This window comes from Streptomyces sp. NPDC102283, from assembly GCF_044766265.1.
In the GTDB taxonomy this organism is placed as follows: domain Bacteria; phylum Actinomycetota; class Actinomycetes; order Streptomycetales; family Streptomycetaceae; genus Streptomyces.
Window position 1 is genome coordinate 12,756 of sequence record NZ_JBIWLQ010000015.1, and the last position, 22,391, is coordinate 35,146.

20 protein-coding genes are annotated in these 22,391 nt (G+C 73.6%); 10 read left to right on the forward strand and 10 right to left on the reverse strand.

All coding sequences use genetic code 11. The features are described 5' to 3' along the window. Position 1: 1 nt before the first annotated feature. A complete protein-coding gene (locus ACIRJT_RS26620; protein ID WP_403913680.1) occupies positions 2-838 on the forward strand; it encodes a 4'-phosphopantetheinyl transferase family protein in 837 nt (278 codons plus the stop codon). Between the two features lie 23 nt (positions 839-861). Further along, complete coding sequence (locus ACIRJT_RS26625; protein WP_403913681.1) at positions 862-2,151, forward strand: NAD(P)/FAD-dependent oxidoreductase; 1,290 nt, start codon at positions 862-864, stop codon at positions 2,149-2,151. Positions 2,152-2,220: 69 nt separating this feature from the next. Here ACIRJT_RS26625 and ACIRJT_RS26630 read toward each other — a convergent pair whose 3' ends face one another. Both ACIRJT_RS26630 and ACIRJT_RS26635 read right to left on the reverse strand, forming a co-directional pair. Then, on the reverse strand, positions 2,221-3,174 hold the full coding sequence (locus ACIRJT_RS26630; protein ID WP_403913684.1) for a BTAD domain-containing putative transcriptional regulator: 954 nt from the start codon (positions 3,172-3,174) through the stop codon (positions 2,221-2,223). A gap of 251 nt (positions 3,175-3,425) precedes the next feature. Beyond that, a complete protein-coding gene (locus ACIRJT_RS26635; RefSeq protein ID WP_403913686.1) occupies positions 3,426-4,076 on the reverse strand; it encodes a MerR family transcriptional regulator in 651 nt (216 codons plus the stop codon). 84 nt (positions 4,077-4,160) lie between these two features. Here ACIRJT_RS26635 and ACIRJT_RS26640 point away from each other — a divergent pair, with 84 nt between their 5' ends. Further along, a complete protein-coding gene (locus tag ACIRJT_RS26640; protein ID WP_403913688.1) occupies positions 4,161-4,583 on the forward strand; it encodes a DUF3291 domain-containing protein in 423 nt (140 codons plus the stop codon). A 45-nt stretch (positions 4,584-4,628) separates the two neighbouring features. Here the strand turns inward: ACIRJT_RS26640 and ACIRJT_RS26645 are convergent, their stop codons facing one another. Continuing rightward, a complete protein-coding gene (locus ACIRJT_RS26645; protein WP_403913691.1) occupies positions 4,629-5,159 on the reverse strand; it encodes a hypothetical protein in 531 nt (176 codons plus the stop codon). 44 nt (positions 5,160-5,203) lie between these two features. Beyond that, a complete protein-coding gene (locus tag ACIRJT_RS26650; protein ID WP_403913694.1) occupies positions 5,204-5,566 on the reverse strand; it encodes an SH3 domain-containing protein in 363 nt (120 codons plus the stop codon). Positions 5,567-5,698: 132 nt separating this feature from the next. Here ACIRJT_RS26650 and ACIRJT_RS26655 point away from each other — a divergent pair, with 132 nt between their 5' ends. Next, positions 5,699-7,876 carry a PQQ-binding-like beta-propeller repeat protein gene (locus tag ACIRJT_RS26655; RefSeq protein ID WP_403914074.1) on the forward strand — a complete coding sequence of 726 codons (2,178 nt, stop codon included), beginning with the start codon at positions 5,699-5,701 and terminating at the stop codon, positions 7,874-7,876. 66 nt (positions 7,877-7,942) lie between these two features. Here the strand turns inward: ACIRJT_RS26655 and ilvD are convergent, their stop codons facing one another. The 4 genes from ilvD to ACIRJT_RS26675 all read right to left on the reverse strand — a co-directional run bounded on the left by ilvD (position 7,943) and on the right by ACIRJT_RS26675 (position 12,549). Then, complete coding sequence (gene ilvD, locus ACIRJT_RS26660) at positions 7,943-9,793, reverse strand: dihydroxy-acid dehydratase (RefSeq protein ID WP_403913697.1); 1,851 nt, start codon at positions 9,791-9,793, stop codon at positions 7,943-7,945. A gap of 160 nt (positions 9,794-9,953) precedes the next feature. Next, entirely contained in the window at positions 9,954-10,577 is a 624-nt protein-coding gene (locus ACIRJT_RS26665; RefSeq protein ID WP_403913700.1) for a TetR family transcriptional regulator, read from the reverse strand. Positions 10,578-10,600: 23 nt separating this feature from the next. Beyond that, positions 10,601-11,443, reverse strand: a complete 843-nt coding sequence (locus ACIRJT_RS26670) for a sugar phosphate isomerase/epimerase family protein (RefSeq protein WP_403913703.1) — start codon at positions 11,441-11,443, stop codon at positions 10,601-10,603. A gap of 155 nt (positions 11,444-11,598) precedes the next feature. After that, positions 11,599-12,549, reverse strand: coding sequence for a Ppx/GppA family phosphatase (locus tag ACIRJT_RS26675; RefSeq protein ID WP_403913706.1), 951 nt, complete (start codon positions 12,547-12,549; stop codon positions 11,599-11,601). Positions 12,550-12,588: 39 nt separating this feature from the next. Between ACIRJT_RS26675 and ACIRJT_RS26680 the strand changes: the two genes are divergently transcribed. Continuing rightward, positions 12,589-13,446 (forward strand): hypothetical protein, encoded by an 858-nt coding sequence (locus ACIRJT_RS26680; RefSeq protein WP_403913708.1) that lies wholly within the window; start codon positions 12,589-12,591, stop codon positions 13,444-13,446. A gap of 111 nt (positions 13,447-13,557) precedes the next feature. Here the strand turns inward: ACIRJT_RS26680 and ACIRJT_RS26685 are convergent, their stop codons facing one another. After that, a complete protein-coding gene (locus ACIRJT_RS26685; RefSeq protein ID WP_403914076.1) occupies positions 13,558-15,432 on the reverse strand; it encodes a hypothetical protein in 1,875 nt (624 codons plus the stop codon). A gap of 209 nt (positions 15,433-15,641) precedes the next feature. Here ACIRJT_RS26685 and radA point away from each other — a divergent pair, with 209 nt between their 5' ends. Further along, positions 15,642-17,063, forward strand: coding sequence for a DNA repair protein RadA (gene radA, locus ACIRJT_RS26690; protein WP_018959693.1), 1,422 nt, complete (start codon positions 15,642-15,644; stop codon positions 17,061-17,063). 79 nt (positions 17,064-17,142) lie between these two features. Next, positions 17,143-18,267: a DNA integrity scanning diadenylate cyclase DisA gene (gene disA, locus ACIRJT_RS26695; protein ID WP_403913711.1), complete on the forward strand. Its 1,125-nt coding sequence runs from the start codon at positions 17,143-17,145 to the stop codon at positions 18,265-18,267. A 322-nt stretch (positions 18,268-18,589) separates the two neighbouring features. Here disA and ACIRJT_RS26700 read toward each other — a convergent pair whose 3' ends face one another. Next, on the reverse strand, positions 18,590-19,327 hold the full coding sequence (locus ACIRJT_RS26700) for a hypothetical protein (protein ID WP_403914079.1): 738 nt from the start codon (positions 19,325-19,327) through the stop codon (positions 18,590-18,592). 291 nt (positions 19,328-19,618) lie between these two features. Between ACIRJT_RS26700 and ACIRJT_RS26705 the strand changes: the two genes are divergently transcribed. The 3 genes from ACIRJT_RS26705 (at position 19,619) to ACIRJT_RS26715 (ending at position 22,338) form a co-directional block, all read left to right on the forward strand. Beyond that, complete coding sequence (locus tag ACIRJT_RS26705) at positions 19,619-20,524, forward strand: A/G-specific adenine glycosylase (RefSeq protein WP_403913714.1); 906 nt, start codon at positions 19,619-19,621, stop codon at positions 20,522-20,524. Between the two features lie 228 nt (positions 20,525-20,752). After that, positions 20,753-21,424: a SigE family RNA polymerase sigma factor gene (locus ACIRJT_RS26710; RefSeq protein ID WP_403913716.1), complete on the forward strand. Its 672-nt coding sequence runs from the start codon at positions 20,753-20,755 to the stop codon at positions 21,422-21,424. Between the two features lie 236 nt (positions 21,425-21,660). Next, positions 21,661-22,338, forward strand: coding sequence for a hypothetical protein (locus tag ACIRJT_RS26715; protein WP_403913719.1), 678 nt, complete (start codon positions 21,661-21,663; stop codon positions 22,336-22,338). Positions 22,339-22,391: the final 53 nt, after the last annotated feature.

Sequence of the window (22,391 nt, forward strand, 5' to 3'; positions counted from 1 at the left end):
CATGCCGTCCGACCCGACCTTCCTGTGGCTGCTGCCCGAGCACGCGGTGGACCGCTTCGCCGCCGCGCTCGGCGGCACCCGACTGCTCACCGCGCGGGAGCGGGCGGCTCTCGGCCGACGGCTGACCCCGGGGGCCGCGCGGCGCTATCTGGGGGCGCGGCTGCTGTGCCGCTACGCCCTCAGCGCGCGGGTGCCCCGGCCCCTGGAGCACTGGCGCTTCACGACCGGCGCGTACGGGCGGCCGGAGCTTCTCGCGGGCGGGGAGGGCCTGCGGTTCAACCTCTCGCACACCGAGGGGCTGATCGCCTGCGTCGTCACCCGGGGGCGGGGGTGCGGGGTCGACGCGGGCCCCGATCCCGCGCCCGCCGGGCTGGTGTCGTGGCTGGAGCCCCGGCTCGCCCCCGCCGAGCGGGCCGAGCTGGCCGCTTCGGCCCCCGGCACGCGGAACACCCTCGCCGGGGAGCTGTGGGTGCTCAAGGAGGCCTACCTCAAGGCCCTGGGCACCGGGCTGACCCGGGACCTGGGCGGTTTCGCGTTCGGCCCGCGCGGGGGCGGCCCGATCCGCGTGCACGACCACGACCACGACCACGACCACGGCCATGACCACGGTCTCGACCACGGCTACGACCGTGGCCGGGACCGGCCGTGGGACGCCGCGTCCCGCTGGTGGTTCGACCTGCTCCGCCCCGCGCCCGGCCACCTCGTGGCCGTGGCCGCCGAGGACGGCCGCCCGCGGGACCTCCGCCGTATCGACCTGGCCCCCCTCCCACCCCTGGACCTCCCGCCCGCGGGCCCCTCGCCCCTGGACCTCTCGCACGCGGACCTCTCGTCCGTCTGAGACCGACCACGAAGGACACTTCCATGTCACAGCCCACCCGCCCCCGCGTGGCCATCGTCGGAGCCGGTGTCGCCGGACTCTCGGCCGCGTACCACCTGCGTGACCGTGCCCGGATCACGATCTTCGAGCGGGAGGACCGCCTGGGCGGTCACGCCAACACGGTCGAGGTCGTGGAGAACGGCCGCACCCTCGGCATCGACACCGCCTTCGTCGTGTTCAACCGCCCCGCCTACACCAACCTCTGCGAGTTCTTCGAGGAGTTGGGCGTCGACACGGTCGAGCACCGCGGCGCCTTCAACTTCTTCGACCTGGACAGCGGCCTGGAGTACGGGACCGAGGAGCTGGACATGAGCGAGGAGGAGGTGTCCGCCCGCTACTCCGAGGAGTTCCTGACCATCTGGCGGGAGGCACGCCGCTTCCACACCGAGGGGCGCAAGGACTTCGTCCGCAAGAAGGCCGACATCCCTCTCGGCGAGTACCTGGACCGGGGCGGCTACAGCCAGGCGTTCCGCCACTCGTACGTGATCCTGCTCTGCTCGGCGGTCTGGTCGATCCCCGCCGAGCTGATCTGGCAGATGCCCGCCAGCACCGCCATCGCGTTCTTCATGGGGCACGACGAGGGCGGGCTCGGCGGCCGCGAGGTGGACTGGCGGACGGTCGGGGGCGGTTCCATCTCCTACGTGCGCAAGGCGCTGGCCGCGATCGGCCCGGAGATCCGGTCCGGGGAGCCGGTGACCGCGATCCACCAGGACGGCGACGGAGCCACCGTGACCACCGCGCGGGGGTCCGAGCGGTTCGACTACGTGGTCGTCGGCGCGCACGCCGACGAGGCGCTCGCCATGCTGGACAACCCCACCGAGCGGCAGACCTCGGTGCTCTCCACGGTGGCGTACAACGGCTCGTCGGTCATCCTGCACACCGACCCGTCCGTGGTGCCGGCCGACCGGGAGCGCTGGGAGGCGTGGAACTACGGCAAGGTCGAGGTCGACGGAGAGCCGAGGACCTATGTGGCCTACTACATGAACAAGCTGCACGGGTTCACCGCCGAGAAGGACTATTTCGTCACCCTCGACTACCCGGGCGAGGTGGACCCGGCGACCGTCATCGCCGAATTCCCCTACACCCACCCCATCATCGACGTGGCGGTCCGCGACCTCCAGAAGGACATCTACGACGTCAATGACGGCACCCGCGTGAAGCTCTGCGGTTCCTATTTCCACGCCAAGCGCCACGGCGTGGACCAGATAGGTTCGCACGAGGCCGGATACTCCTCCGGAATGGACGTCGCGGCCCGGATCATCGGCGAACTCTGATCGTCCGGCGAAATCCGAGCGGTCGCACGGAAGCGTCCCGGAGGATTCTCCGGGACGCTTTTGCGCTCCTCACACTCCGCCGGTGTGCAGCTCCCGTCCGCTGAGGAGGTCGGTCAGGAACCCGAGAGCCGTGCGTTCCGCGGGCCCGTCCGGCCGCTCGACGTGCCGGACCACGAACCGGTGGGGCCGCGGCCCGTCACGGCCGGCCGGCGACCGGAGCGGCGGGAACGCGACCGGTGCCCGCGCCCCGGCGCCCGCGGCGGACAGCTCGGGGGACTGCGTGCCGATCTGTTCGAGGCGGGCCCGCAGCAGCGGGGTGTGCCCGTGGGCCGCGGTGAGCCGCTGCCGGGCGTCGGTGTAGACGCCGATCGCCTCCCCGCCCCGGCCCGAGCGGCACAGGGCCAGCATCAGCTGGTCGTGGAAGCGCTCGCACAGCGGGTGGGCGACGGTGGCTTCCCGCAGCTCGGACAGGACGTCCGCGTGCCGGCCGGCGCTCAGGGCCGCGTCGAAGAGGAGTTCCAGCGCCTGCCGTCGCACGTCCTGGAGTCGTTCGGCCAGGTCCGCGCCGAGGGGCCCGTGCGGGCCCCCGCCGTCCAGCACGGCCCCGCGCCACAGCGAGAGGGCCTCGCGCAGGATTCCGTACGCCTCCTCGGGAGCCGTCCGGCCCCGGCCCCGGGCCCGGGTGACGGCGAGGCAGAACCGCCCGCTGTCCGTCTCCGTCGGGGACACCCGCAGCATGAGCCCGTCGGCCCCGGTGACCAGGCGTGCCCGGCCACCCCTCGCCCCCTCCGCGCCCGCCACGGTCTTCCGCAGCCCCGAGGCATGGGTGCTCAGGGCGCTGCGCGCCTGTCTCGGCGCCCGCCCGGCCCACACCTCGCGCATCAGTTCCTCCCTCGGGACGAAGGAATTCGGCCGTGCGATCAGCGCTCCGAGCAGCCGTTTCTGTTTGGGGCTGGTCAGCGGTGTTCGAAGGCGGCGCTCCTCATCGAAAAGATCGGGCGGGCCCAGAATCCTGAACTGCATACCCATGCCTCCCCACATGCGGTGAATGATGTCCGCCGTGTGCATTCACACGCGAGAAGACCATTTCCGCGCACAGGGAGACGTGAGGGATTACCACTCACTTCACCCGCGGCCCGGGCGACCCGTTCCCCGGAAAGCGGAGGGGATCGCGGAAGGGAGGTGAGTACCGGCCACTCAGGCGCGGGGCCCCGCCGCCGTGCTGCCATGGGGGCCGGGCGCCGCACGGCTGCCCGGAGCACACCGCCGGGGCGTCAGCTGCGGTGGCGGACCGTCGACTCGGCCTCCTGCGCGAGCCGGCGCAGGGCCAGCAGCGCGGGCTCCAGCAGCACGGTCAGCAGGACGGCGCGCTCCGCCTTCTCCAGCGGGTCGTCCGGCCCCTGGAGCTGGTCCAGGTCGAGCGTGGCCGTCTGCTCGGCCAGGGCCGCGTAGGGCAGCAGCGCGCGCCAGCCGTAGTCCATCCCGAGGGAGTTGAGCGTATGCAGGGTCTGGGTGATCGTCTCCCGGGCGGGATTGTGCTCGGAGACCGTCCATCCCATCTCCGCGATCAGGTCGTCGACTTCGCGGACGCCTCCGCCCGTCGCCCCGTCCGCCGCGCCATCCGTCGCCCCGTCCGCCGCGCCCCCCTCGGCGGGCGGCCGGATGCCGAAGACCAGCCCCAGCAGCTCGTGCGTGTCGGCCTCGCCCTCGTTGACGACGTCCAGGACGTCCTTGGCCGCGCTCACGGTCAGCCCCCGCACGCCTATGAGAGCCCGGATCAGCCGCAGCCGGCGCACATGGACCTCGCCGTACTCCGCCTGGGTCGCGGCCGTGGCGCGCCCCGGCGGCAGGAGCCCTTCCCGCAGGTAGTACTTGATCGTTGCGGTGGCCACACCGCTGCGGCGGCTCAGCTCAGAAATTCTCACGCGGATTCAGCTCCCACTGGCGATTAGGCAGTGCCACTGTCTAATATAGATACTGCCACTCACCAACTGTGATGCGAGGATACCGTGCCGACTCTTCCCTGGACGACGCCGAACCCGGCCCGGCCCGACACCACCGCCTTCGTCATGGCTTCACGCCTGGAGGTGAAGTCCGGCAAGCACACCCCGCGGTTCTTCCTGAAGTCGCTCTCCGCCTGGGGCCAGGTGCGCAAGGCGCCGGGAGCCCTCGGAGCCTCCTTGGAGGCCCAGCTGCTGAAGGGCGTCTTCTACACGCTCTCCGCCTGGGAGGACAAGGACGCGCTCTACACCTACGCGCGGACGGAGCCCCACAAGAGCGTCATGACCGGACTGCGCTCCGTGATGGGCGCGTCGACGTTCACCTTCTGGGAGGTGCCGGTGTCCCAGCTGCCGATCACCTGGGAGGACGCCAAGCGGCGTATCGAGGCGCAGGAGCGCGAGGACGCGGCGCAGGGCGGCCAGAGCCGCTGACCCAAGAACCCCGGTCCAGGGCCTCCCCCGTCCCTGGACCGGTCCTCACCCCCGCTTCGGCCGCTTGCGGCCGGAGGTCCTGCGGGACGCCGGGTTGCCGGTGCGGGTCGAGCGGCGCTTCTCGAACTGGCCGCGGGCCTTCTCGTACTCGGCGCGGCGCAGCTTCTCGCCCGGGGCCTCGGTGAGCGAGCGGGCGAAGTAGGCGAGGAGCGAGCCGATGAAGCCGATCGACTTCAGTCCGCGCAGGGAGTCCTCGCGGGCCGGGTCCTTCGGGCGGGCGCCGAAGCCCTCCCAGGTCTTGCGGAACGCGATGGCGCTGCAGATGGAGAACGTCCCGATCACCAGCATCCCGACGAGGCTGTCGACCTCCGCGATCTCCAGCCCCTCGTAGGCGAAGCGCAGGAGGAAGCAGGCTGCCACGGCCGCGGCCAGCGAGCCGGCGGCGACGCCGACGCGCCGGAGGCCGTAACCGCCGTCGTGGTCGACCCAGGTCGTGCCGAAGAAGCGGATGGGCTCGGGCCGCGGGCCCGGGGCCGTGGCGGGCGGGGTGCCGGGGGCTGCGCTGTTCTCGCTCACGAGGTCGATTATCCCCGCAGCCCCCGGGTGCCCGGGCGATGCCGTCAGTCGCAGCGCGGTGCGATGTAGCCGTCACGCCCCGTGTAGACGTACGCGTCGGCGACGAACTGGCCGTTGGCGATGTTGTCCCAGAGGTTCGACGTGCCGTACGGGCCGGTGACCGTCTCCCCCGGCTTCTGGCAGTAGATCGGGATCTTCTGTCCGAGCGGCATGGTCCGGACGATGCGGTAGCTGGTGCCGGGACCGGTGCGGACGTTGACCCGGTAGCCCGGGGCGACCGGATAGCGGGTGCCGGAGGCGGTGGTCTCCACCTTCAGCTCGGTCTCCGCCGCGGCCGTCGCCCCTTCCACGGCCACCCCGTCCACCTCGTTGCGCGTGGACTCTGCGGTCTGCTCTTCAACACCCATGTGGGTCTCCCCCGTTGAGAATCGCGTACGCGAGGCGCGTACGACGCGCAGGCTAGCAAGCCCCGTGCCTCTCGTACGCACCATCGACTAGGCTCCGTGCGTCGCATGCGCACGAACACACGGGGGTGGGCGATGCCGCCGCTGCGAGAGCCCGGAGCGCATCCGGAAGCGGAGTTCCCGCGTTACGCCGGCACCTACCGTCTCGAGGCCCGTCTCGGCTCGGGCGGCATGGGGGTCGTGCATCTGGCGCGCTCGGCCTCGGGGATGCAGCTCGCGGTGAAGGTGGTGCACGCGCCGTACGCGGCGGATCCCGAGTTCCGGGCGCGGTTCCGGCAGGAGGTGGCGGCCGCGCGGCGGGTGAGCGGGGCCTTCACGGCGCCCGTGGTCGACGCCGATCCGGAGGCCGGCCGGCCCTGGATGGCCACCCTCTACGTTCCCGGGCCCACGCTCGCCGAGCAGGTGAGGCGGAGCGGCCCGATGGCCCCCGCCGAGCTGCGCAGGCTGACCGCGGGGCTCGCCGAGGCGCTGCGGGACATCCATCGGGCGGGCGTGATCCACCGCGATCTGAAGCCGAGCAACGTGCTGCTGACCGACGGTGGCCCCAAGGTCATCGACTTCGGGATCTCCCGGCCGTACGACAGTGATCTGCGCACCGAGACGGGCAAGCTGATCGGCTCGCCGCCCTACATGGCTCCCGAGCAGTTCCAGCGGCCGCGCGAGGTCGGGCCGCCGGTCGACGTGTTCGCGCTGGGGGCCGTGATCGTCCACGCGGCGACGGGCCGGGGTCCGTTCGACTCGGACAGCCCGTACATCGTGGCGTACCAGGTGGTGCACGACCAGCCGGACCTCGGCGGGGTGCCGGAGGACCTCGCGCCGCTGGTCGCCCGGTGCCTGGCGAAGGACCCGGCCGAGCGGCCCACCCCGGGCGAGGTGATGGAGGCGCTGCTGCCCCCGTCGTACGAGGCCGACGCGTTCCTGCCGTCGCAGCGGCGCCGGACGGTGGTCGCGGCGGCGGTGCCGTCGCGGACGGAGCGGGACGGATCGGAGGCGGACACGCATGTGGGCCCCGCGCCCGCGGCCCGGCGCCGGCGGCTCCCGCGCGTCCGGCTGGTCGTGGCGGCGGCGCTGCTCCTGCTGGTGGCGGGGGCGGGCGCCGGGGCGTACGCCGTGTGGGGCGGCGGCGGTTCGGACACGAGCCGCCCGGAGCCGGCACGCGCGGGCGCCGGGGGCGGGGCGGGCGACGACGCCGTCACCCCGTGGCGTACCGCGTTGCGGGCCCCCGGCAGCGGCACGCCCGTCTGTTCCACCGCCGGGGCGGGAGGCGCGCTGTACTGCTCGGCGGCCGGGGCCGGTACCGCCAGGATCGATCCGGCGGACGGGAGCGTGCTGTGGTCGGCCCGGTCCTCCTCGTCGCGGACGGCCGCGCACGCCCCGATCGTCTCGGGCGGGGTCGTGCTGTCCGCGGGCCCGGACGGGAAGCTGCGCGCGTTCGACCCGGTGAAGGGCACCGCCGTCCGGGACACCGCGCTGTCCGCGAGCCCCGGTGGCGCGTTCCCGGCGGGCGACACCCTGCTGGCCGTCGCGGACGACGGCACGGTGACGGCGCTGGACGGTGCGAGCGGGACGCCCCGCTGGACGGGGCCGCTGGCGAAGCACACGCGGCCCGGCTTCGCCCTGTACGACGGGGCGTCCGGGCTCGCCTACGCCTTCGAGCAGACGTCCTCCGGCGCGTCGACCCTGGTCACGGCCGTGGACGCCGCGAGCGGCCGGACCTCCTGGCAGCGGAGGCTGGACGGGGCCCTCACCCCGGTCGGCACGGCGGGGGCCGGGGAGCTGGTGCTGACGGCGATGAACGGGAACTCGGACGTCACCGGGCTGGTCCGGTACGCGCCCGGGACCGGCCGGTCGGCCCGGGTCCCGCTGCCCTTCGCCCTGGACGGGCCGCAGGTGGCCATGGCCGGGGACGTCGCGTACCTGCTGGCGCGGGGCGGGTCGCTGCTCGCGTTCGACACCGCGGCGGGCGGTGCCGAGGCCGAGCTGTGGCGGCTGGAGACCGGAGTCGGGCGGGCTTCCGCTCCGGTGCTCGGGGAGGGCGGGCACCTGTACTTCTCCGCCGCGGACGGACGGCTGCTGGCCGTCGCCACGGACCGGGGTGCGCTGGTGGGGCAGACCCGGACCCGGCTGAACGGCGGGAAGCTCGCCTACGCCTCGGACCTGCCCGCCCCGGTCACGGCGGGGCGGACGGTCGTGGGGACGGCGCCGGACGGGTCGGTCTTCGCGGTGGACGGGGCGGACCCGGGCTCCTGGTGAGGCCCGGGCTCCGCCCTCGGGTGCCGGGGCTCCGCCCTCGGGTGCCGAGGGCGGAGATCCGGGACGTCATCCCAGCTTCGAGACGTCCCTGACCGCGCCGCGGTCCGCGCTCGTCGCCATCGCCGCGTAGGCGCGCAGCGCGGCCGAGACCTTGCGCTCGCGGTTCTTCGGCGCGTACACGCCGTTCAGCGCCTCGCGGCGGGTGGCCAGTTCGGCGTCGTCGACGAGCAGTTCGATGGAGCGGTTCGGGATGTCGATCCGGATGCGGTCGCCGTCCTCGACGAGCGCGATGGTGCCGCCGGAGGCCGCCTCGGGCGAGGCGTGGCCGATGGAGAGGCCCGACGTGCCGCCGGAGAAGCGGCCGTCGGTGACCAGCGCGCAGACCTTGCCCAGGCCCCGGCCCTTGAGGAAGGAGGTGGGGTAGAGCATCTCCTGCATGCCGGGGCCGCCGCGCGGGCCCTCGTAACGGATGACGATGACGTCGCCCGGCTGGATCTCCTTGCGGAGGATCTTGTCGACGGCCTCGTCCTGCGACTCGCAGACGACGGCCGGGCCCTCGAAGGTCCAGATCGACTCGTCGACGCCGGCCGTCTTCACGACACAGCCGTCCACGGCGAGGTTGCCCTTGAGGACGGCGAGACCGCCGTCCTTGGAGTAGGCGTGCTCGACGTCGCGGATGCAGCCGCCCGCCGCGTCCAGGTCGAGGGTGTCCCACCGCTCGGACTGCGAGAAGGCGGTCGCGGAGCGGACGCAGCCGGGGGCGGCGTGCCACAGCTCGACGGCCTCGGGCGACGGGGAGCCGCCGCGGACGTCCCAGTTCTTCAGCCACTCGGCGAGGGTGTCGGAGTGCACCGCGTGCACGTCCTCGTTGAGCAGGCCGCCGCGGTGGAGCTCGCCGATGAGGGCGGGGATGCCGCCGGCCCGGTGGACGTCCTCCATGTAGTACGTGCCGCCGGGGGCGACGTTGGGGGCGACCTTGGAGAGGCAGGGGACCCGGCGCGAGACCTCGTTGATGTCGTCGAGGCCGTAGGCCAGCTCCGCCTCCTCGGCGGCGGCCAGCAGGTGCAGGATCGTGTTGGTCGAGCCGCCCATGGCGATGTCCAGCGCCATCGCGTTGTCGAACGCGGCGCGGGTGCCGATGGCGCGCGGCAGGACGGTCTCGTCGTCCTGCTCGTAGTAGCGCTTGGTGATCTCGACGACCGTGCGGCCGGCGTCCTCGTACAGCGCCCGGCGGGCGGTGTGGGTGGCGAGGACGGAGCCGTTGCCGGGGAGGGAGAGGCCGAGGACCTCGGTCAGGCAGTTCATCGAGTTGGCGGTGAACATGCCGGAACAGCTGCCGCAGGTGGGGCAGGCGTTCTCCTCGATGCGGAGCATGTCCTCGTCGGAGACGGACTCGTCGACCGCGTCGCTGATCGCGTTGACCAGGTCGAGCTTGCGGACCGTGCCGTCGACGAGGGTGGCCTTGCCGGCCTCCATCGGGCCGCCGGAGACGAAGACCGTCGGGATGTTGAGGCGCATGGCGGCCATCAGCATGCCCGGGGTGATCTTGTCGCAGTTGGAGATGCAGATCAGCGCGTCCGCGCAGTGCGCCTCGACCATGTACTCCACGGAGTCGGCGATCAGGTCGCGGGAGGGCAGGCTGTAGAGCATGCCGCCGTGGCCCATCGCGATGCCGTCGTCCACGGCGATGGTGTTGAACTCGCGCGGGACCGCACCCGCCGCCAGGATCGCCTCGGAGACGATCCGGCCGACCGGGGCGAGGTGGGTGTGGCCGGGGACGAACTCGGTGAACGAGTTGGCGACCGCGATGATCGGCTTGCCGATGTCCGCGCTCGCTACGCCCGACGCGCGCATAAGGGCGCGCGCGCCCGCCATGTTGCGTCCGTGGGTGACCGTGCGGGACCTCAGCTGCGGCATCGTCGCTCGCTCCTTCGGCAGGGGGACTGCCTCCGACAGTTAAAGAAAAGACTGCCTTCGAGCGTACGCCCCGGATCCAAGATCTGGACAGCCCGTCCGGAATGCGGGACGCGACGGCCGGTGGGTGGTCAGCCCCCCGCCGGGGTTCGGCGCTCGGGTTTCAGCGCTCACCCAAGTATCGCTGGAGCGTGGGGGCGACCATCGCCACGATGTCCTCAGGGTCGGCGGAGGCGAGCGGCTCGGCGCGGATCACGTAGCGGAGCATCGCGATGCCGATCATGTGCGAGGCGGCCAGCTCGGCGCGGAACGTAGCGTCCGGAACGTCCAGCTCCGCCGCGATCCGCTCCAGCAGCCGCCGCAGAACGAACTCGCGCAGCACCTTCGCCGCCGCCTCGTGGGTCAGCGCGGAGCGCAGGATCGCCAGCAGGGGGGAGCGGGTGGCCGGGTCCTCCCACACGGAGAGGAAGAAGCGCGCAAGCCGCTCCCCCAGCCCCTCCGGCGGACCGCCGAGCACGGTGTGGACGACCAGGGCCGGTTCGAAGGTGACCTCGACCGCGGCGGCGAAGACCTCGTCCTTCGTGCCGAAGTAGTGGTGGACGAGGGCCGCGTCGACCCCGGCGGCCCTGGCGATGCCCCGGATCGACGTCCTGTCGTAGCCGCGCTCGGCGAACTCCGTACGGGCCGCCTCCAGGATGCGCGTACGGGCGTCGGGCCCCTCCCGCGAGGCCGCGGCCTCGCGGGAGGGGCGGCCCCGGCGGCGCGGGGCGGGAGCGTCCTCGGTCACGGGCGGTCGGTCGGACCCCTCGGTCACGGGCGGCGGATCTTCGGGGACGGGTCGGCGGCGGCCGCGGTGGCCAGGTGGAGGCGGGTGAAGGCCAGCGCCTCGGCGAGGTCGGCCTCGCGTTCGGCGGAGGACATCGCGCGGCGGGTGTTGACCTCGATGACGACATGGCCGTCGAAGCCCGTACGGGCCAGGCGCTCCAGCAGCTCCGCGCACGGCTGGTCGCCCCGGCCGGGCACCAGGTGCTCGTCCTTGGCCGAGCCCTTGCCGTCGGCGAGGTGGACGTGGGCGAGCCGGTCGCCCATCCGGTCCACCATGGCGAGCGCCTCGGTGCGGGCGGTCGCGGTGTGCGAGAGGTCGACCGTGAAGTGCCGGTAGTCGTCGTTGGTGACGTCCCAGTCGGGCGCGTACGCGAGCATCTCGCGGTCCCGGTAGCGCCAGGGGTACATGTTCTCGACGGCGAACCTGACGTCCGTCTCCTGAGCCATCCGCCAGATACCGGTCACGAAGTCGCGCGCGTAGTTGCGCTGCCACCGGAACGGCGGGTGCACCACGACGGTGGAGGCCTCCAGCTTCTCGGCGGCGGCCCTGGCCCGCTGGAGCTTGACCCAGGGGTCGGTGGACCAGACGCGCTGGGTGATCAGGAGGCAGGGGGCGTGCACCGCGAGGATCGGGACCCGGTGGTAGTCGGAGAGCCGGCGCAGGGCCTCGATGTCCTGGCTGACGGGGTCGGTCCAGACCATGACCTCGACGCCGTCGTATCCCAGGCGCGCGGCGATCTCGAAGGCCGTCGCGGTGGACTCGGGGTAGACCGAGGCCGTTGACAGGGCGACCTTCGCATCGGGGATGCGCACCACGGGTTCTGCCACCTGGACAGCGTACGGGCACGGGTGCGCCGCGCCGAGGGCTCCTGGCGGAAAGTGATCAGGGCCATGAGGTCGTCACCGTACGTCACCGGAGCGGTGCGTCCCGTCCCGCCGCGGCGCCCGAGCGGTCCGCCCGGAGTCCGCCGCCGTACGCCACGTCACCCCGGCAGCGCGGCGCGTTCCGCGGGGAGGTGGTCCAGGCGGCGCAGGATGACGCCCTCGCGCAGGGCCCAGGGACAGACCTCCAGCTCCTCGACGCCGAACAGGTCCATCGCCCCCTCGGCCACCAGGGCCCCGGCGAGCAGCTGGGCGGCCCGGCCCTCGGAGACCCCGGGGAGCCGGCCGCGCTCCTCGACCGTCATCCCGGCCAGCTTGGGCACCCAGTCCTCCAGCGCCTTGCGGCTCAGCGAGCGCTGGACGTACAGGCCCTCGGTGGAGCGGGCGGCGCCGGCGATCCGGGCGAGCTGCTTGAAGGTCTTGGAGGTGGCGACGACGTGGTCGGGGCGGCCGGCCCGGCTGAACTCGCCCACCGTCCGCGCGATGCTGGCCCGGACGTGCCGGCGCAACGCCCTGACCTGCTCGGGGCCGGCCGGGTCGTCCGGCAGCCAGGCGCCGGTGAGGCGGCCCGCGCCGAGCGGCAGGGAGACGGCGGTGTCCGGCTCCTCGTCGATGCCGAAGGCGATCTCCAGGGAGCCGCCGCCGATGTCGAGGACGAGCAGCTTCCCCGCCGACCAGCCGAACCACCGGCGGGCGGCCAGGAAGGTCAGCCGGGCCTCCTCCTCGCCGCTGAGGACCGCGAGGTCGACGCCGGTCTCGACCCGCACGCGCTCCAGGACCAGGTCCGCGTTGGTCGCCTCGCGCACGGCGGAGGTGGCGAAGGCGAGCACGTCCTCGCACCCCTTGTCCTCGGCGGCCTGCACCGCACCGGCGATCGTCGCCACCAGCCGGTCCACGCCGAGGGGGCCGATCGCGCCGCCGTCGTCGAGGAGTTCGGCGAGCCGGAGCTCCGCCTTGTGCGAGTGCGCGGGCAGCGGGCGGGCGCCGGGGTGGGCGTCGACCACCAGCAGGTGAACCGTGTTCGATCCCACGTCGAGGACTCCGAGTCTCATGGGGGAACGCTACTGCGCCATGGGACTTACGCTGTCCGCGTGCCAAAGACGAAAAAGGCTAAGCAGGACAAAGCCACGAAGAAGCAGAAGTCGAACAAGCAGGCAGCACAGCCGGGGGCGAGCGGACCGGCCCCGTCCGACGAGAAGGGCATCGACTTCGCCCGGGCCTGGGTGGAGTTTCCCGACCCGGCCGACGACGAGCAGGTCTTCCGCTGCGATCTGACCTGGCTGACCTCCCGGTGGACCTGCATCTTCGGCAGCGGCTGCCAGGGCATCCAGGCGGGCCGGGCGGACGACGGCTGCTGCACGCTGGGCGCGCACTTCTCCGACGAGGACGACGAGAAGCGCGTCGCGGGGCACGTGGCCAGGCTCACTCCCGAGCTGTGGCAGTTCCACGACGTCGGCGCGGAGACGGGCTGGGTCGGCGTCGACGAGGACGGCGAACGCCAGACGCGCCGCTGGGAGGGCTCCTGCATCTTCCAGAACCGGCCCGGCTTCCCCGCCGGGGCGGGCTGCTCGCTGCACATCCTGGCGCTGCGCGAGGGCAAGGAGCCGCTGGAGACCAAGCCGGACGTGTGCTGGCAGCTGCCGGTGCGGCGGACGTACGACTGGATCGACCGGCCCGACGACACGCGGGTGCTCCAGGTGACGATCGGTGAGTACGACCGCCGGGGCTGGGGTCCGGGCGGTCACGACCTGCACTGGTGGTGCACCTCGGCCACCTCGGCGCACGGGGCCGGTGACCCGGTGTACGTGTCCTACCGCCCGGAGCTGATCGAGCTGATGGGCAAGGAGGGCTACGACCGGCTGGTCGGGCTGTGCGAGGAGCGGCTGTCCTCGCTGCTGCCGATGGCCCCCCACCCGGCGGACCCGCCCCCCGCGCCGCAGAAGGGCTGAGGCGCACGGGGCCGTACCGGCCGGCGGGCCCTCGACCCGCCGGGTCCGGGCTCGACCCGCCAGGTCCGGGCTCAGCCCGCCAGGTCCGGGCTCGACCCGCCAGGTCCGGGCTCAGCCCGCCAGGTCCGGGGCGGAGGGGCCGGGGTCGGTCGGGGCCGGGTCCGTGGGGCTCGGCTCGGTGGGGTCGGTGGGGCCGGGTGTCGGTTCGGGCGGGTCGGTCGGGTCCGGCGGGTCCGTGGGGTCCGGCGGATCGGTGGGATCGGTCGGGCCCGGCCCGGGGTCGGTGGGGCCGGGATCGGTCGGACCCGGATCGGTGGGACCCGGATCGGTCGGGCCGGGGTCCGTGGTGCCCGGGTCCGTGGGCCGGGGGGAGTCCGTTCCCGGGCGCGAGGGGCGCGGGCCGCCCGTCGTCGGGGCCGCGCCCCCGTGACCGTCGATGAGCACGGCGGACCCCGAGGGCGTCAACGAGATCCGGGCCCGCCACGGTCCGCCCGGCTGCGCGGCCCGGATCACCGAGACCACGATCGTCGTGCTCCGCCCGGCCGCGAGCGTGCCGGACGTACGGCTGAGACGCAGCCAAGGGGCGTCCGTCGCCGCCGACCAGCCGACCGGCCCCCGGCCGGAGGCGGTCAGCGTGAGCGTCGTGACGGCCCCGGAGGTCCGGGCCGTCACCGCGAGCCGGGCGTCGCCGGGCGGCGCGCCGCCGGTGCTGACGACCTCGGCGGTGACGTCCGGGACGCGGACGCCGAAGCGGTTGCCGGGGCGGCCGTCGTCGGTGTCGCTGTAGGGGTCGCCGTTCATACCGCCGGCACCGTCGACCTCCGTGGCGGCGACCGAGGTCCCGTCGTGGCCCTCGCCGGTCTGGGGCGCTCCCCGGTAGGCGGCCCACAGGGCGATCACGGGGGCGGCGACCACCGTCGCGACGACCGTGGTCGTCACGAGCCGGGCGCGCAGCCGGTCCCGGCGGGCCGCCTGGTCCTTGGGGTCGAGCGGATAGCCTGCCCGGTCGAAGCGCGGGCCGGCGGCGCGGGAGCGCTGGGCCTGGGCCATCGCGACGTACACGGAGGGGCGGGGGGCCTCGACGACGGGCAGGGCGACGACCGGGACCGGGGCCGCTCCGGGCCAGGGGCCCGCGGCATCGGCCCGCTCGGCGGCACGGCGGCAGCGGGGGCAGTCGTCCACGTGCCGGACGAGCTCGCGGCGCAGGGCGGCGGAGAGCAGCACCTGGTGGTCGCCGGTGATCCGGGCGACGGCGGGGCAGTCGCCGGTCCGGACGACGGCGAGGGCCGCGCGGGTGCGCTCCACCTCGCAGGCCGCGCCGGCCAGCAGCTCCCGGGCGGTGGCGGGCTCCAGACCGAGCACGGCGGCGACGGCGCGCGGGGCGAGCCGGTGGCGTACGGCCAGTTCGAGGGCTTCGCGCTGCTCCGGGGTGGTGCCCGCGGCCTCGGGCCAGGCGAGCGTGGCGAGCTCCCGGCGGCGGGCCTCGGCGGCCGGCGACTCGGAAGGGGCGGGCACGGCGGCGTCCTCGGGGGTGACGGGCGAGGTGTGCTCCGGCGTGCGCCGGATGGTGTGCGCCCCCTGGTGCCGGAACGGCGCGAAGGCCACGGAGGCCTGACGCTCTGCGGAGGCCTTGGCCGTGCGGGGCGGTTCGACCGTCCCCGAGGGGCGGCGGTGGGCCTGCCGGCCGCGCCCGCGTTCGGTGAGGGTGCGCAGGCAGGTCCAGCGGGCCAGCGCGTACAGCCAGGATTGACGTTCCTCCTCGGCCGTGGGGCCCCGGGCGTCCTGCCGGTCCGCGACCGACAGCGCGGCGCCGAGCGCTTCGGCGGCCGCGCCGTGATCGCAGAGCACGGAGAGGCAGTAGGTGAAGAGTCCGTCGAGATACGGCTCGTAACGTACGGGCGGTCGCTGCGCCGGGGGGTGAGGTGCTCGGCGGTGCGCCCGGTGTGCGCCGGTGGTGTGCGTCGGGGTCTCCAGCCTGCTGCTCATCACCCGGCGACCGTAGGCAGAGGAGCGCATGCCCCAGTACCCCTTGCACGCATTTAACCCTTACGAGTGAACGTATCCCTCGAAAGAGGACAGGGATCACGGATTCCGCCCGTAGTGCTCCGGTGCGCTTCCGTGCGCCCTGCGCGCGGCGGGGCCCCGCACGCCGCCGCGCGGGAGAGGTTGTCGTACCCCACCTATACGGTGGCGCCATGGCTGCCCGTACGAAATCCGCGAAGGACCGGCCGTCCTACCGCTGTACCGAATGCGGCTGGACCACCGCCAAGTGGCTCGGCCGTTGCCCCGAGTGCCAGGCGTGGGGGACGGTCGAGGAGTTCGGCGGCGCCCCCGCCGTGCGCACCACCGCGGCCGGGCGGGTCTCCACGGCGGCCGTGCCGATCGGCCAGGTCGACAGCCGGCAGGCCACCGCCCGCTCGACCGGCGTCGGCGAGCTGGACCGGGTGCTCGGCGGCGGGCTCGTGCCGGGCGCGGTCGTGCTGCTGGCGGGCGAGCCGGGCGTCGGCAAGTCGACGCTGCTGCTGGACGTGGCGGCCAAGGCGGCGAGCGAGGACCACCGCACGCTCTATGTGACCGCCGAGGAGTCCGCGAGCCAGGTCCGGATGCGGGCCGACCGGATCCGGGCGATCAACGACCACCTCTACCTCGCGGCGGAGACCGATCTCTCCGCGGTGCTCGGCCACCTGGACGCGGTGAAGCCCTCGCTGCTCGTCCTGGACTCGGTGCAGACGGTCGCCTCGCCCGAGATCGACGGCGCGCCCGGCGGGATGGCCCAGGTCCGGGAGGTCGCCGGAGCGCTGATCCGGGCCTCCAAGGAGCGCGGGATGGCCACGCTGCTCGTCGGCCACGTCACGAAGGACGGCGCGATCGCCGGGCCCCGGCTGCTGGAGCATCTGGTGGACGTGGTGCTGTCCTTCGAGGGCGACCGGCACGCCCGGCTGCGGCTGGTGCGCGGCGTCAAGAACCGTTACGGGGCGACCGACGAGGTCGGCTGCTTCGAGCTGCACGACGAGGGCATCACCGGTCTCGCCGACCCCTCGGGCCTCTTCCTGACCCGCCGCGACGTGGCGGTGCCGGGCACCTGTCTGACGGTGACCCTGGAGGGCAAGCGCCCCCTGGTCGCCGAGGTGCAGGCGCTCACCGTCGACTCGCAGATCCCTTCGCCCCGGCGCACCACCTCGGGTCTGGAGACCTCCCGGGTATCGATGATGCTCGCCGTGCTGGAGCAGCGCGGCCGGATCACCGCGCTCGGCAAGCGGGACATCTACAGCGCGACGGTGGGCGGCGTGAAGCTCACCGAGCCCGCCGCGGACCTGGCGATCGCGCTCGCGCTGGCCAGCGCGGCCAGCGACACCCCGCTCCCGAAGAACCTGGTCGCGATCGGTGAGGTGGGGCTCGCGGGCGAGGTCAGGAGGGTCACCGGGGTGCAGCGGAGACTGGCCGAGGCACACCGTCTGGGCTTCACCCACGCGCTCGTTCCGACGGATCCGGGCAAGGTCCCGGCCGGTATGAAGGTCACGGAAGTCGCCGACATGGGCGACGCTCTGCGGGTTCTCCCGCGCCGGTCTCGTCAAGAGGCGCCGCAGCCTCGTCAGGAAGACAACGCGCGCCGGTAGACTTTGCCCTGGTCTCGCCCGCCCGTGGACACGGCATGGGGGACGCGAGGGCACCGCAACCTGTGACCGGAGGAGTGCAGTGGCAGCCAACGACCGGGCGACGACGCCCGGAAAGTCCGGCCAAGGCACCGGTAACGAGGCGCTGATGCGCGCCTCGTTGAGCGCGGTCGCGCCCGGAATGGCCCTGCGGGACGGCCTGGAGCGCATTCTCCGCGGCAATACCGGTGGGCTGATCGTGCTGGGCATGGACAGGACCGTCGAGTCGATGTGCACCGGCGGATTCGTGCTGGACGTGGAGTTCACGGCGACGCGCCTGCGCGAGCTGTGCAAGCTCGACGGGGCGCTGATCCTCGACAAGGACATGACCAAGATCCTGCGGGCCGGCGTGCAGCTGGTCCCGGACGCCTCGATCCACACGGAGGAGACGGGCACCCGTCACCGCACGGCGGACCGGGTCTCCAAGGCGTGCGGCTTCCCCGTCGTCTCGGTCTCCCAGTCGATGCGCCTGATCGCGCTGTACGTGGACGGGGAGCGACGGGTCCTGGAGGAGTCCTCCGCGATCCTGTCCCGGGCCAATCAGGCGCTCGCCACGCTGGAGCGGTACAAACTGCGCCTCGACGAGGTGGCGGGCACGCTGTCCGCCCTGGAGATCGAGGACCTGGTCACCGTCCGGGACGTGACGGCGGTGGCGCAGCGGCTGGAGATGGTGCGGCGGATCGCCACGGAGATCGCGGAGTACGTGGTCGAGCTCGGCACCGACGGACGCCTGCTCTCCCTCCAGCTGGACGAGCTGATCGCCGGGGTGGAGCCGGAGCGGGAGCTGGTCGTCCGGGACTATGTGCCCGAGCCGACGGCGAAGCGGTCGCGCACGGTGGCGGAGGCGCTGACCGAGCTGGACGCGCTGAGCCACACGGAGCTGCTGGAGCTGGCGGTGGTGGCGCGGGCGCTGGGCTACAGCGGCTCGCCCGAGACGCTGGACTCGGCGGTGTCCCCGCGGGGCTTCCGGCTGCTGGCGAAGGTGCCGCGGCTGCCGGGGGCGATCATCGAGCGGCTGGTGGAGCACTTCGGCGGTCTACAGAAGCTGCTGGCGGCGAGCGTGGACGACCTCCAGACGGTGGACGGCGTCGGCGAGGCACGGGCGCGCAGCGTCCGGGAGGGGCTTTCGCGGCTGGCGGAGTCGTCGATCCTGGAGCGGTACGTCTGAGACCGGCCCGAGCCGCATCCAGCCCGTCCGGCGTCTGAGGACGGAACCCCGGGCCCGGTCAGGCCATGCTCATACGGGCCGGCCCGGACCACCACCAGCCCGTCCGGCGTCTGAGGACGGAACCCCGGGCCCGGTCAGGCCATGCTCATACGGGCCGGCCCGGACCACCACCAGCCCGTCCGGCGTGTGAGGACGGAACCCTGGGCCCGGAGGGCGGTGCCGTGACGGGTGGGCCCGGACCTCTTGGCGCATCGCTCGTCCACGTGGACGGTTCCGTCCTCAGACGCCGGACGGGCCGGGTCTGCCGGGCCGCAGAGGCCGGTCAGTCCTTCGCGAGGACGAACGAGGCCCGCTGGACCGGGGCGCCCGGGGCCTTCGCCTCCAGGAGGTACGTTCCCGGGCCCGCCTTGCCCGCCGGAGGAGTCGCACAGCCGGGGGCGGACAGCGTGCGGTTCCAGTCGACCGTGTGGATCACCGTCGCGCCCGCCGGGACCTGCAGGAACAACGGGCCGGCCGCAGCGGGGCAGTCCTTCGAGGACCAGATCGGATCGTCGTCCTCGCCACCGGCCTCGGTGACCGTGAGGACCGCGCTCTTCGGCCCGAGGTCGGCCTTGCACGTCGCCGACGAGGTGTTCTTCGCGATCAGTTCGAACTTCGGCTTGTCGTCGGGGCCGTAACTGACCTTCGTCCGCAGGCTCAACCGCACCGCGGCGGGCTTGCACTCGGGGAGCGGGGAGCCGGCCGGGACCTGTTGGCCCGCCGTGCCGCCGCCGCCCGAACCCGAACCGGCCGCGCCCGCACCGCCCGTTGACGCCCCGTCGGACGAGGCACCCTCGCCCGCACCCCCGGAGGACCCGCCCGCGCCGCCACCGGAGCCGCCCGAACCGCCGGAGCCGCCGTCCTCGCCCGACTCGTCGCGGCCGCCCGGCTGTTGGCTGATCGCGGGGCCGGATCCCGAGGGCCCGGGAGTGATCGACTCGACCGGGTCGGAGCCGCCGGACTTGCCGTCGCTCCGGCCTCCCCCACCGCCTCCGGACGTCACGCCCCAGGCGATCAACACGGCGAGCAGCGCAACGAGAAGTCCCGCTACCGCCCTTCGTCGCCAGTAGATGCTGGAGGGAAGCGGACCGACCGGATTGCGCATAGATCCCACGGCCCGAACTCTACGAGAGATCCGGGCCGACTCAGGCCCCACCCGCCGCTCCGGCCGCAAGTTCTGCCGATCATCATCACGGAGATCCGGTCACAGGGGACAGAACGGGTGGCGTTGTCACCCCGTGGACCGCCGCATGGGCCGACACCCCCGCGCCCGTGACCGCCGCTCCCTCTTCCGTGCCAGGATCGTCGTGCGATGACTGCCATGACTTCGACACAGACGCCCCCCGCCGCCTCCCTCCACGCCCCCGTCATCGGGTGGTTCGAGCAGCATGCCCGCGATCTGCCCTGGCGCCGCCCCGAAGCGGGCGCCTGGGGTGTGATGGTCAGCGAGTTCATGCTGCAGCAGACCCCGGTGAGCCGGGTCCTCCCGGTGTACGAACAGTGGCTCGCCCGCTGGCCCCGCCCCGCCGACCTGGCCGCCGAGGCGCCCGGGGAGGCGGTCCGCGCCTGGGGCCGGCTCGGCTACCCGCGCCGTGCGCTGCGCCTGCACGGGGCCGCGCAGGCGATAACGGAACGGCACGACGGCGATGTGCCGAGCGAGCACGCCCAGCTGCTGGCGCTGCCCGGGATCGGCGAGTACACGGCGGCGGCCGTGGCCTCGTTCGCGTACGGACAGCGGCACCCGGTGCTCGACACGAACGTGCGCCGGGTGTTCGCCCGCGCCGCGTCCGGGGTCCAGTACCCGCCGAACGCGACCACGGCCGCCGAGCGCAAGCTCGCGCGGGCGCTGCTGCCCGAGGAGGACGAGCGGGCGGCGCGCTGGGCGGCGGCCACGATGGAGCTGGGCGCCCTTGTGTGCACCGCGCGCAACGAGGACTGCGACCGGTGCCCGATCGCCTCGCGGTGTGCCTGGCGGCTGGCGGGGAAGCCCGCGCACCAGGGGCCGCCGCGCAAGGGCCAGACGTACGCCGGGACCGACCGCCAGGTGCGCGGGCGGCTGCTGGCGGTGTTGCGGGACTCGGTGAGCCCCGTGGCCCAGGCCGCGCTGGACGCGGTGTGGGAGGAGCCGGTGCAGCGGGCCCGCGCACTGGACGGGCTGGTGGCGGACGGGCTGGTCGAGCCGCTGGCGGACGGCCGGTACCGGCTGCCGCTGACCTGACCTGCCTGACCCCGGGCCGGATCCGCAGCCCCTCTCGGCCCGATCCCGGGAAACGTCTTCTCCCGCACTGTTACACAACCGATGGGCAGCCGTGCACCGGCCTACGGCTGCTCCGCACATCGCCGTGACAACGCCTCCGTAGCGTCTCCGACAGCAGGACGGCCGGACCGCGGAACACCCGCGGTGCCGCCTGTGGCACGGGGATGTTCGGGGACGGAGGCGGTTGTCATGGCGCAGGGCGAGGTGCTCGCGTTCGAGGACTACGTACGCACACGGCAGGAGGCGCTGCTGCGCAGCGCGCGTCGTCTGGTTCCCGACCCGGTGGATGCCCAGGACCTGCTGCAGACCGCCCTGGTGCGCACCTACGGCCGCTGGGACGGCATCGCCGACAAGTCCCTGGCCGACGCCTATCTGCGCCGCGTCATGATCAACACCCGTACGGAGTGGTGGCGGGCGCGCAAGCTCGAAGAGGTCCCGACCGAGCAGCTGCCGGACGCGAGCGTCGAGGACGGCAGCGAGCAGCGCGCCGACCGCGCCCTGCTGATGGACATCCTCGGCATCCTGGCTCCCAAGCAGCGCAGCGTCGTCGTGCTGCGACACTGGGAGCAGATGAGCACGGAGGAGACGGCCGCGGCACTCGGCATGTCGGCCGGTACGGTCAAGAGCACGTTGCACCGGGCCCTGGCACGACTGCGCCAGGAGTTGGAGAGCCGCGAGCTGGTCAGCCGCGAGGCGGTCGCCCGGGAGACCGGGAGCCACCGGAGCGCGGCGCCGGTCACCTCCGCCCGTGTCCCCGCCCCGCGGTCGCCCGTGACGACGGTGCCGGGGGCGAGGGCACACACACCGGCGCAGCGGAACGGGCGTCACGACGAGCGGGGGATGGAGCGGTGCGCGGCCTGAGCGGCAGCAGCAGCGGCGGGGGCGGCTTCGGGGGCGATTCCTCCGGCGGCCCCTCCAGGAGGGGCCCTGCCGGAAGGAGCCCTGCCGGAAGGGGCCCTGCCTTGAGTGACTCCTCCTCGGGTGATGCCTCCCCGAGCGGTTCCTCCTTGAGCGGTTCCTCCCTGAATGGTTCCGGGGGCTCGGACGACGGCGACGATCCGGGGAGAACGGGCCGGAGCCGAGGATTCCGGAGCGGTATGGCGGCGAGTGGCACGGCCTTGGCCGGACTCGTCGCCTTCGGGCTGTTCGGCGTCGGCTGCTCCACGGGCGGCACCGGTACCCGGGACGAGGGTCCCGCCGGCAGCCAGCCGGTCGCCAAGGTCACCCCCCGGGCCAGCCCCTCCGGCACGACCCCGCCCGTCAGGCGGGTCGACGCCGTGCGGCTCCTCAAGGGCGACCCCAAGGTGGGCGAGCAGGTCAGGGACGGGCTCAGGCCCTGCGCGGGCAAGGCCTATCCCATCGACACCTCCTACGGGTCGATGACGGGCGCCCGGGCCGCCGACGTGGTGGTCAACGTGATGAGCTGCGCCGACTCGGTGGGCGTCGGAACGTATGTCTACCGGGCGGACGGCAACGGCTCGTACACGAACGTCTTCGCGGCCGAGGTCCCCGCCGTCTACGGAACGATCGACCGGGGCGACCTGGTGGTGACGACCCAGGTCTACGGGTCGAAGGACCCGCTGGCGTACCCGTCCGGCTCGGAGGTGGTCACCTACCGTTGGGCGAGCGACCGCTTCACCGAGCACGACCGGGTGCACAACGACTTCAGCCGTGCCGTCGAGGGCACGGACGGCGAGCTTCCGGTGCAGTCGGAGCCGGTGGACCCGGTGGAACCGGTTCCGTCCGAGGCGCCGGTGGAGCAGGACAGGAATTGAGACCGGGCAGGCACGAGGCCGTGCCGGTGGAACCGAGCGGGAACGGAAGGCGA

Excerpts from the sequence above, each read along its gene's own strand:
- ACIRJT_RS26710 (WP_403913716.1), top strand. The coding sequence starts at position 20,753 with ATGGCGCAGGGCGAGGTGCTCGCGTTCGAGGACTACGTACGCACACGG.
- ACIRJT_RS26705 (WP_403913714.1), top strand. The coding sequence starts at position 19,619 with ATGACTGCCATGACTTCGACACAGACGCCCCCCGCCGCCTCCCTCCAC.
- ACIRJT_RS26715 (WP_403913719.1), top strand. The coding sequence starts at position 21,661 with ATGGCGGCGAGTGGCACGGCCTTGGCCGGACTCGTCGCCTTCGGGCTG.
- ACIRJT_RS26685 (WP_403914076.1), bottom strand. The coding sequence starts at position 15,432 with ATGAGCAGCAGGCTGGAGACCCCGACGCACACCACCGGCGCACACCGG.
- ACIRJT_RS26655 (WP_403914074.1), top strand. The coding sequence starts at position 5,699 with ATGCCGCCGCTGCGAGAGCCCGGAGCGCATCCGGAAGCGGAGTTCCCG.
- radA (WP_018959693.1), top strand. The coding sequence starts at position 15,642 with ATGGCTGCCCGTACGAAATCCGCGAAGGACCGGCCGTCCTACCGCTGT.
- ACIRJT_RS26675 (WP_403913706.1), bottom strand. The coding sequence starts at position 12,549 with ATGAGACTCGGAGTCCTCGACGTGGGATCGAACACGGTTCACCTGCTG.
- ilvD (WP_403913697.1), bottom strand. The coding sequence starts at position 9,793 with ATGCCGCAGCTGAGGTCCCGCACGGTCACCCACGGACGCAACATGGCG.
- ACIRJT_RS26620 (WP_403913680.1), top strand. The coding sequence starts at position 2 with ATGCCGTCCGACCCGACCTTCCTGTGGCTGCTGCCCGAGCACGCGGTG.
- ACIRJT_RS26650 (WP_403913694.1), bottom strand. The coding sequence starts at position 5,566 with ATGGGTGTTGAAGAGCAGACCGCAGAGTCCACGCGCAACGAGGTGGAC.
- ACIRJT_RS26625 (WP_403913681.1), top strand. The coding sequence starts at position 862 with ATGTCACAGCCCACCCGCCCCCGCGTGGCCATCGTCGGAGCCGGTGTC.
- ACIRJT_RS26630 (WP_403913684.1), bottom strand. The coding sequence starts at position 3,174 with ATGCAGTTCAGGATTCTGGGCCCGCCCGATCTTTTCGATGAGGAGCGC.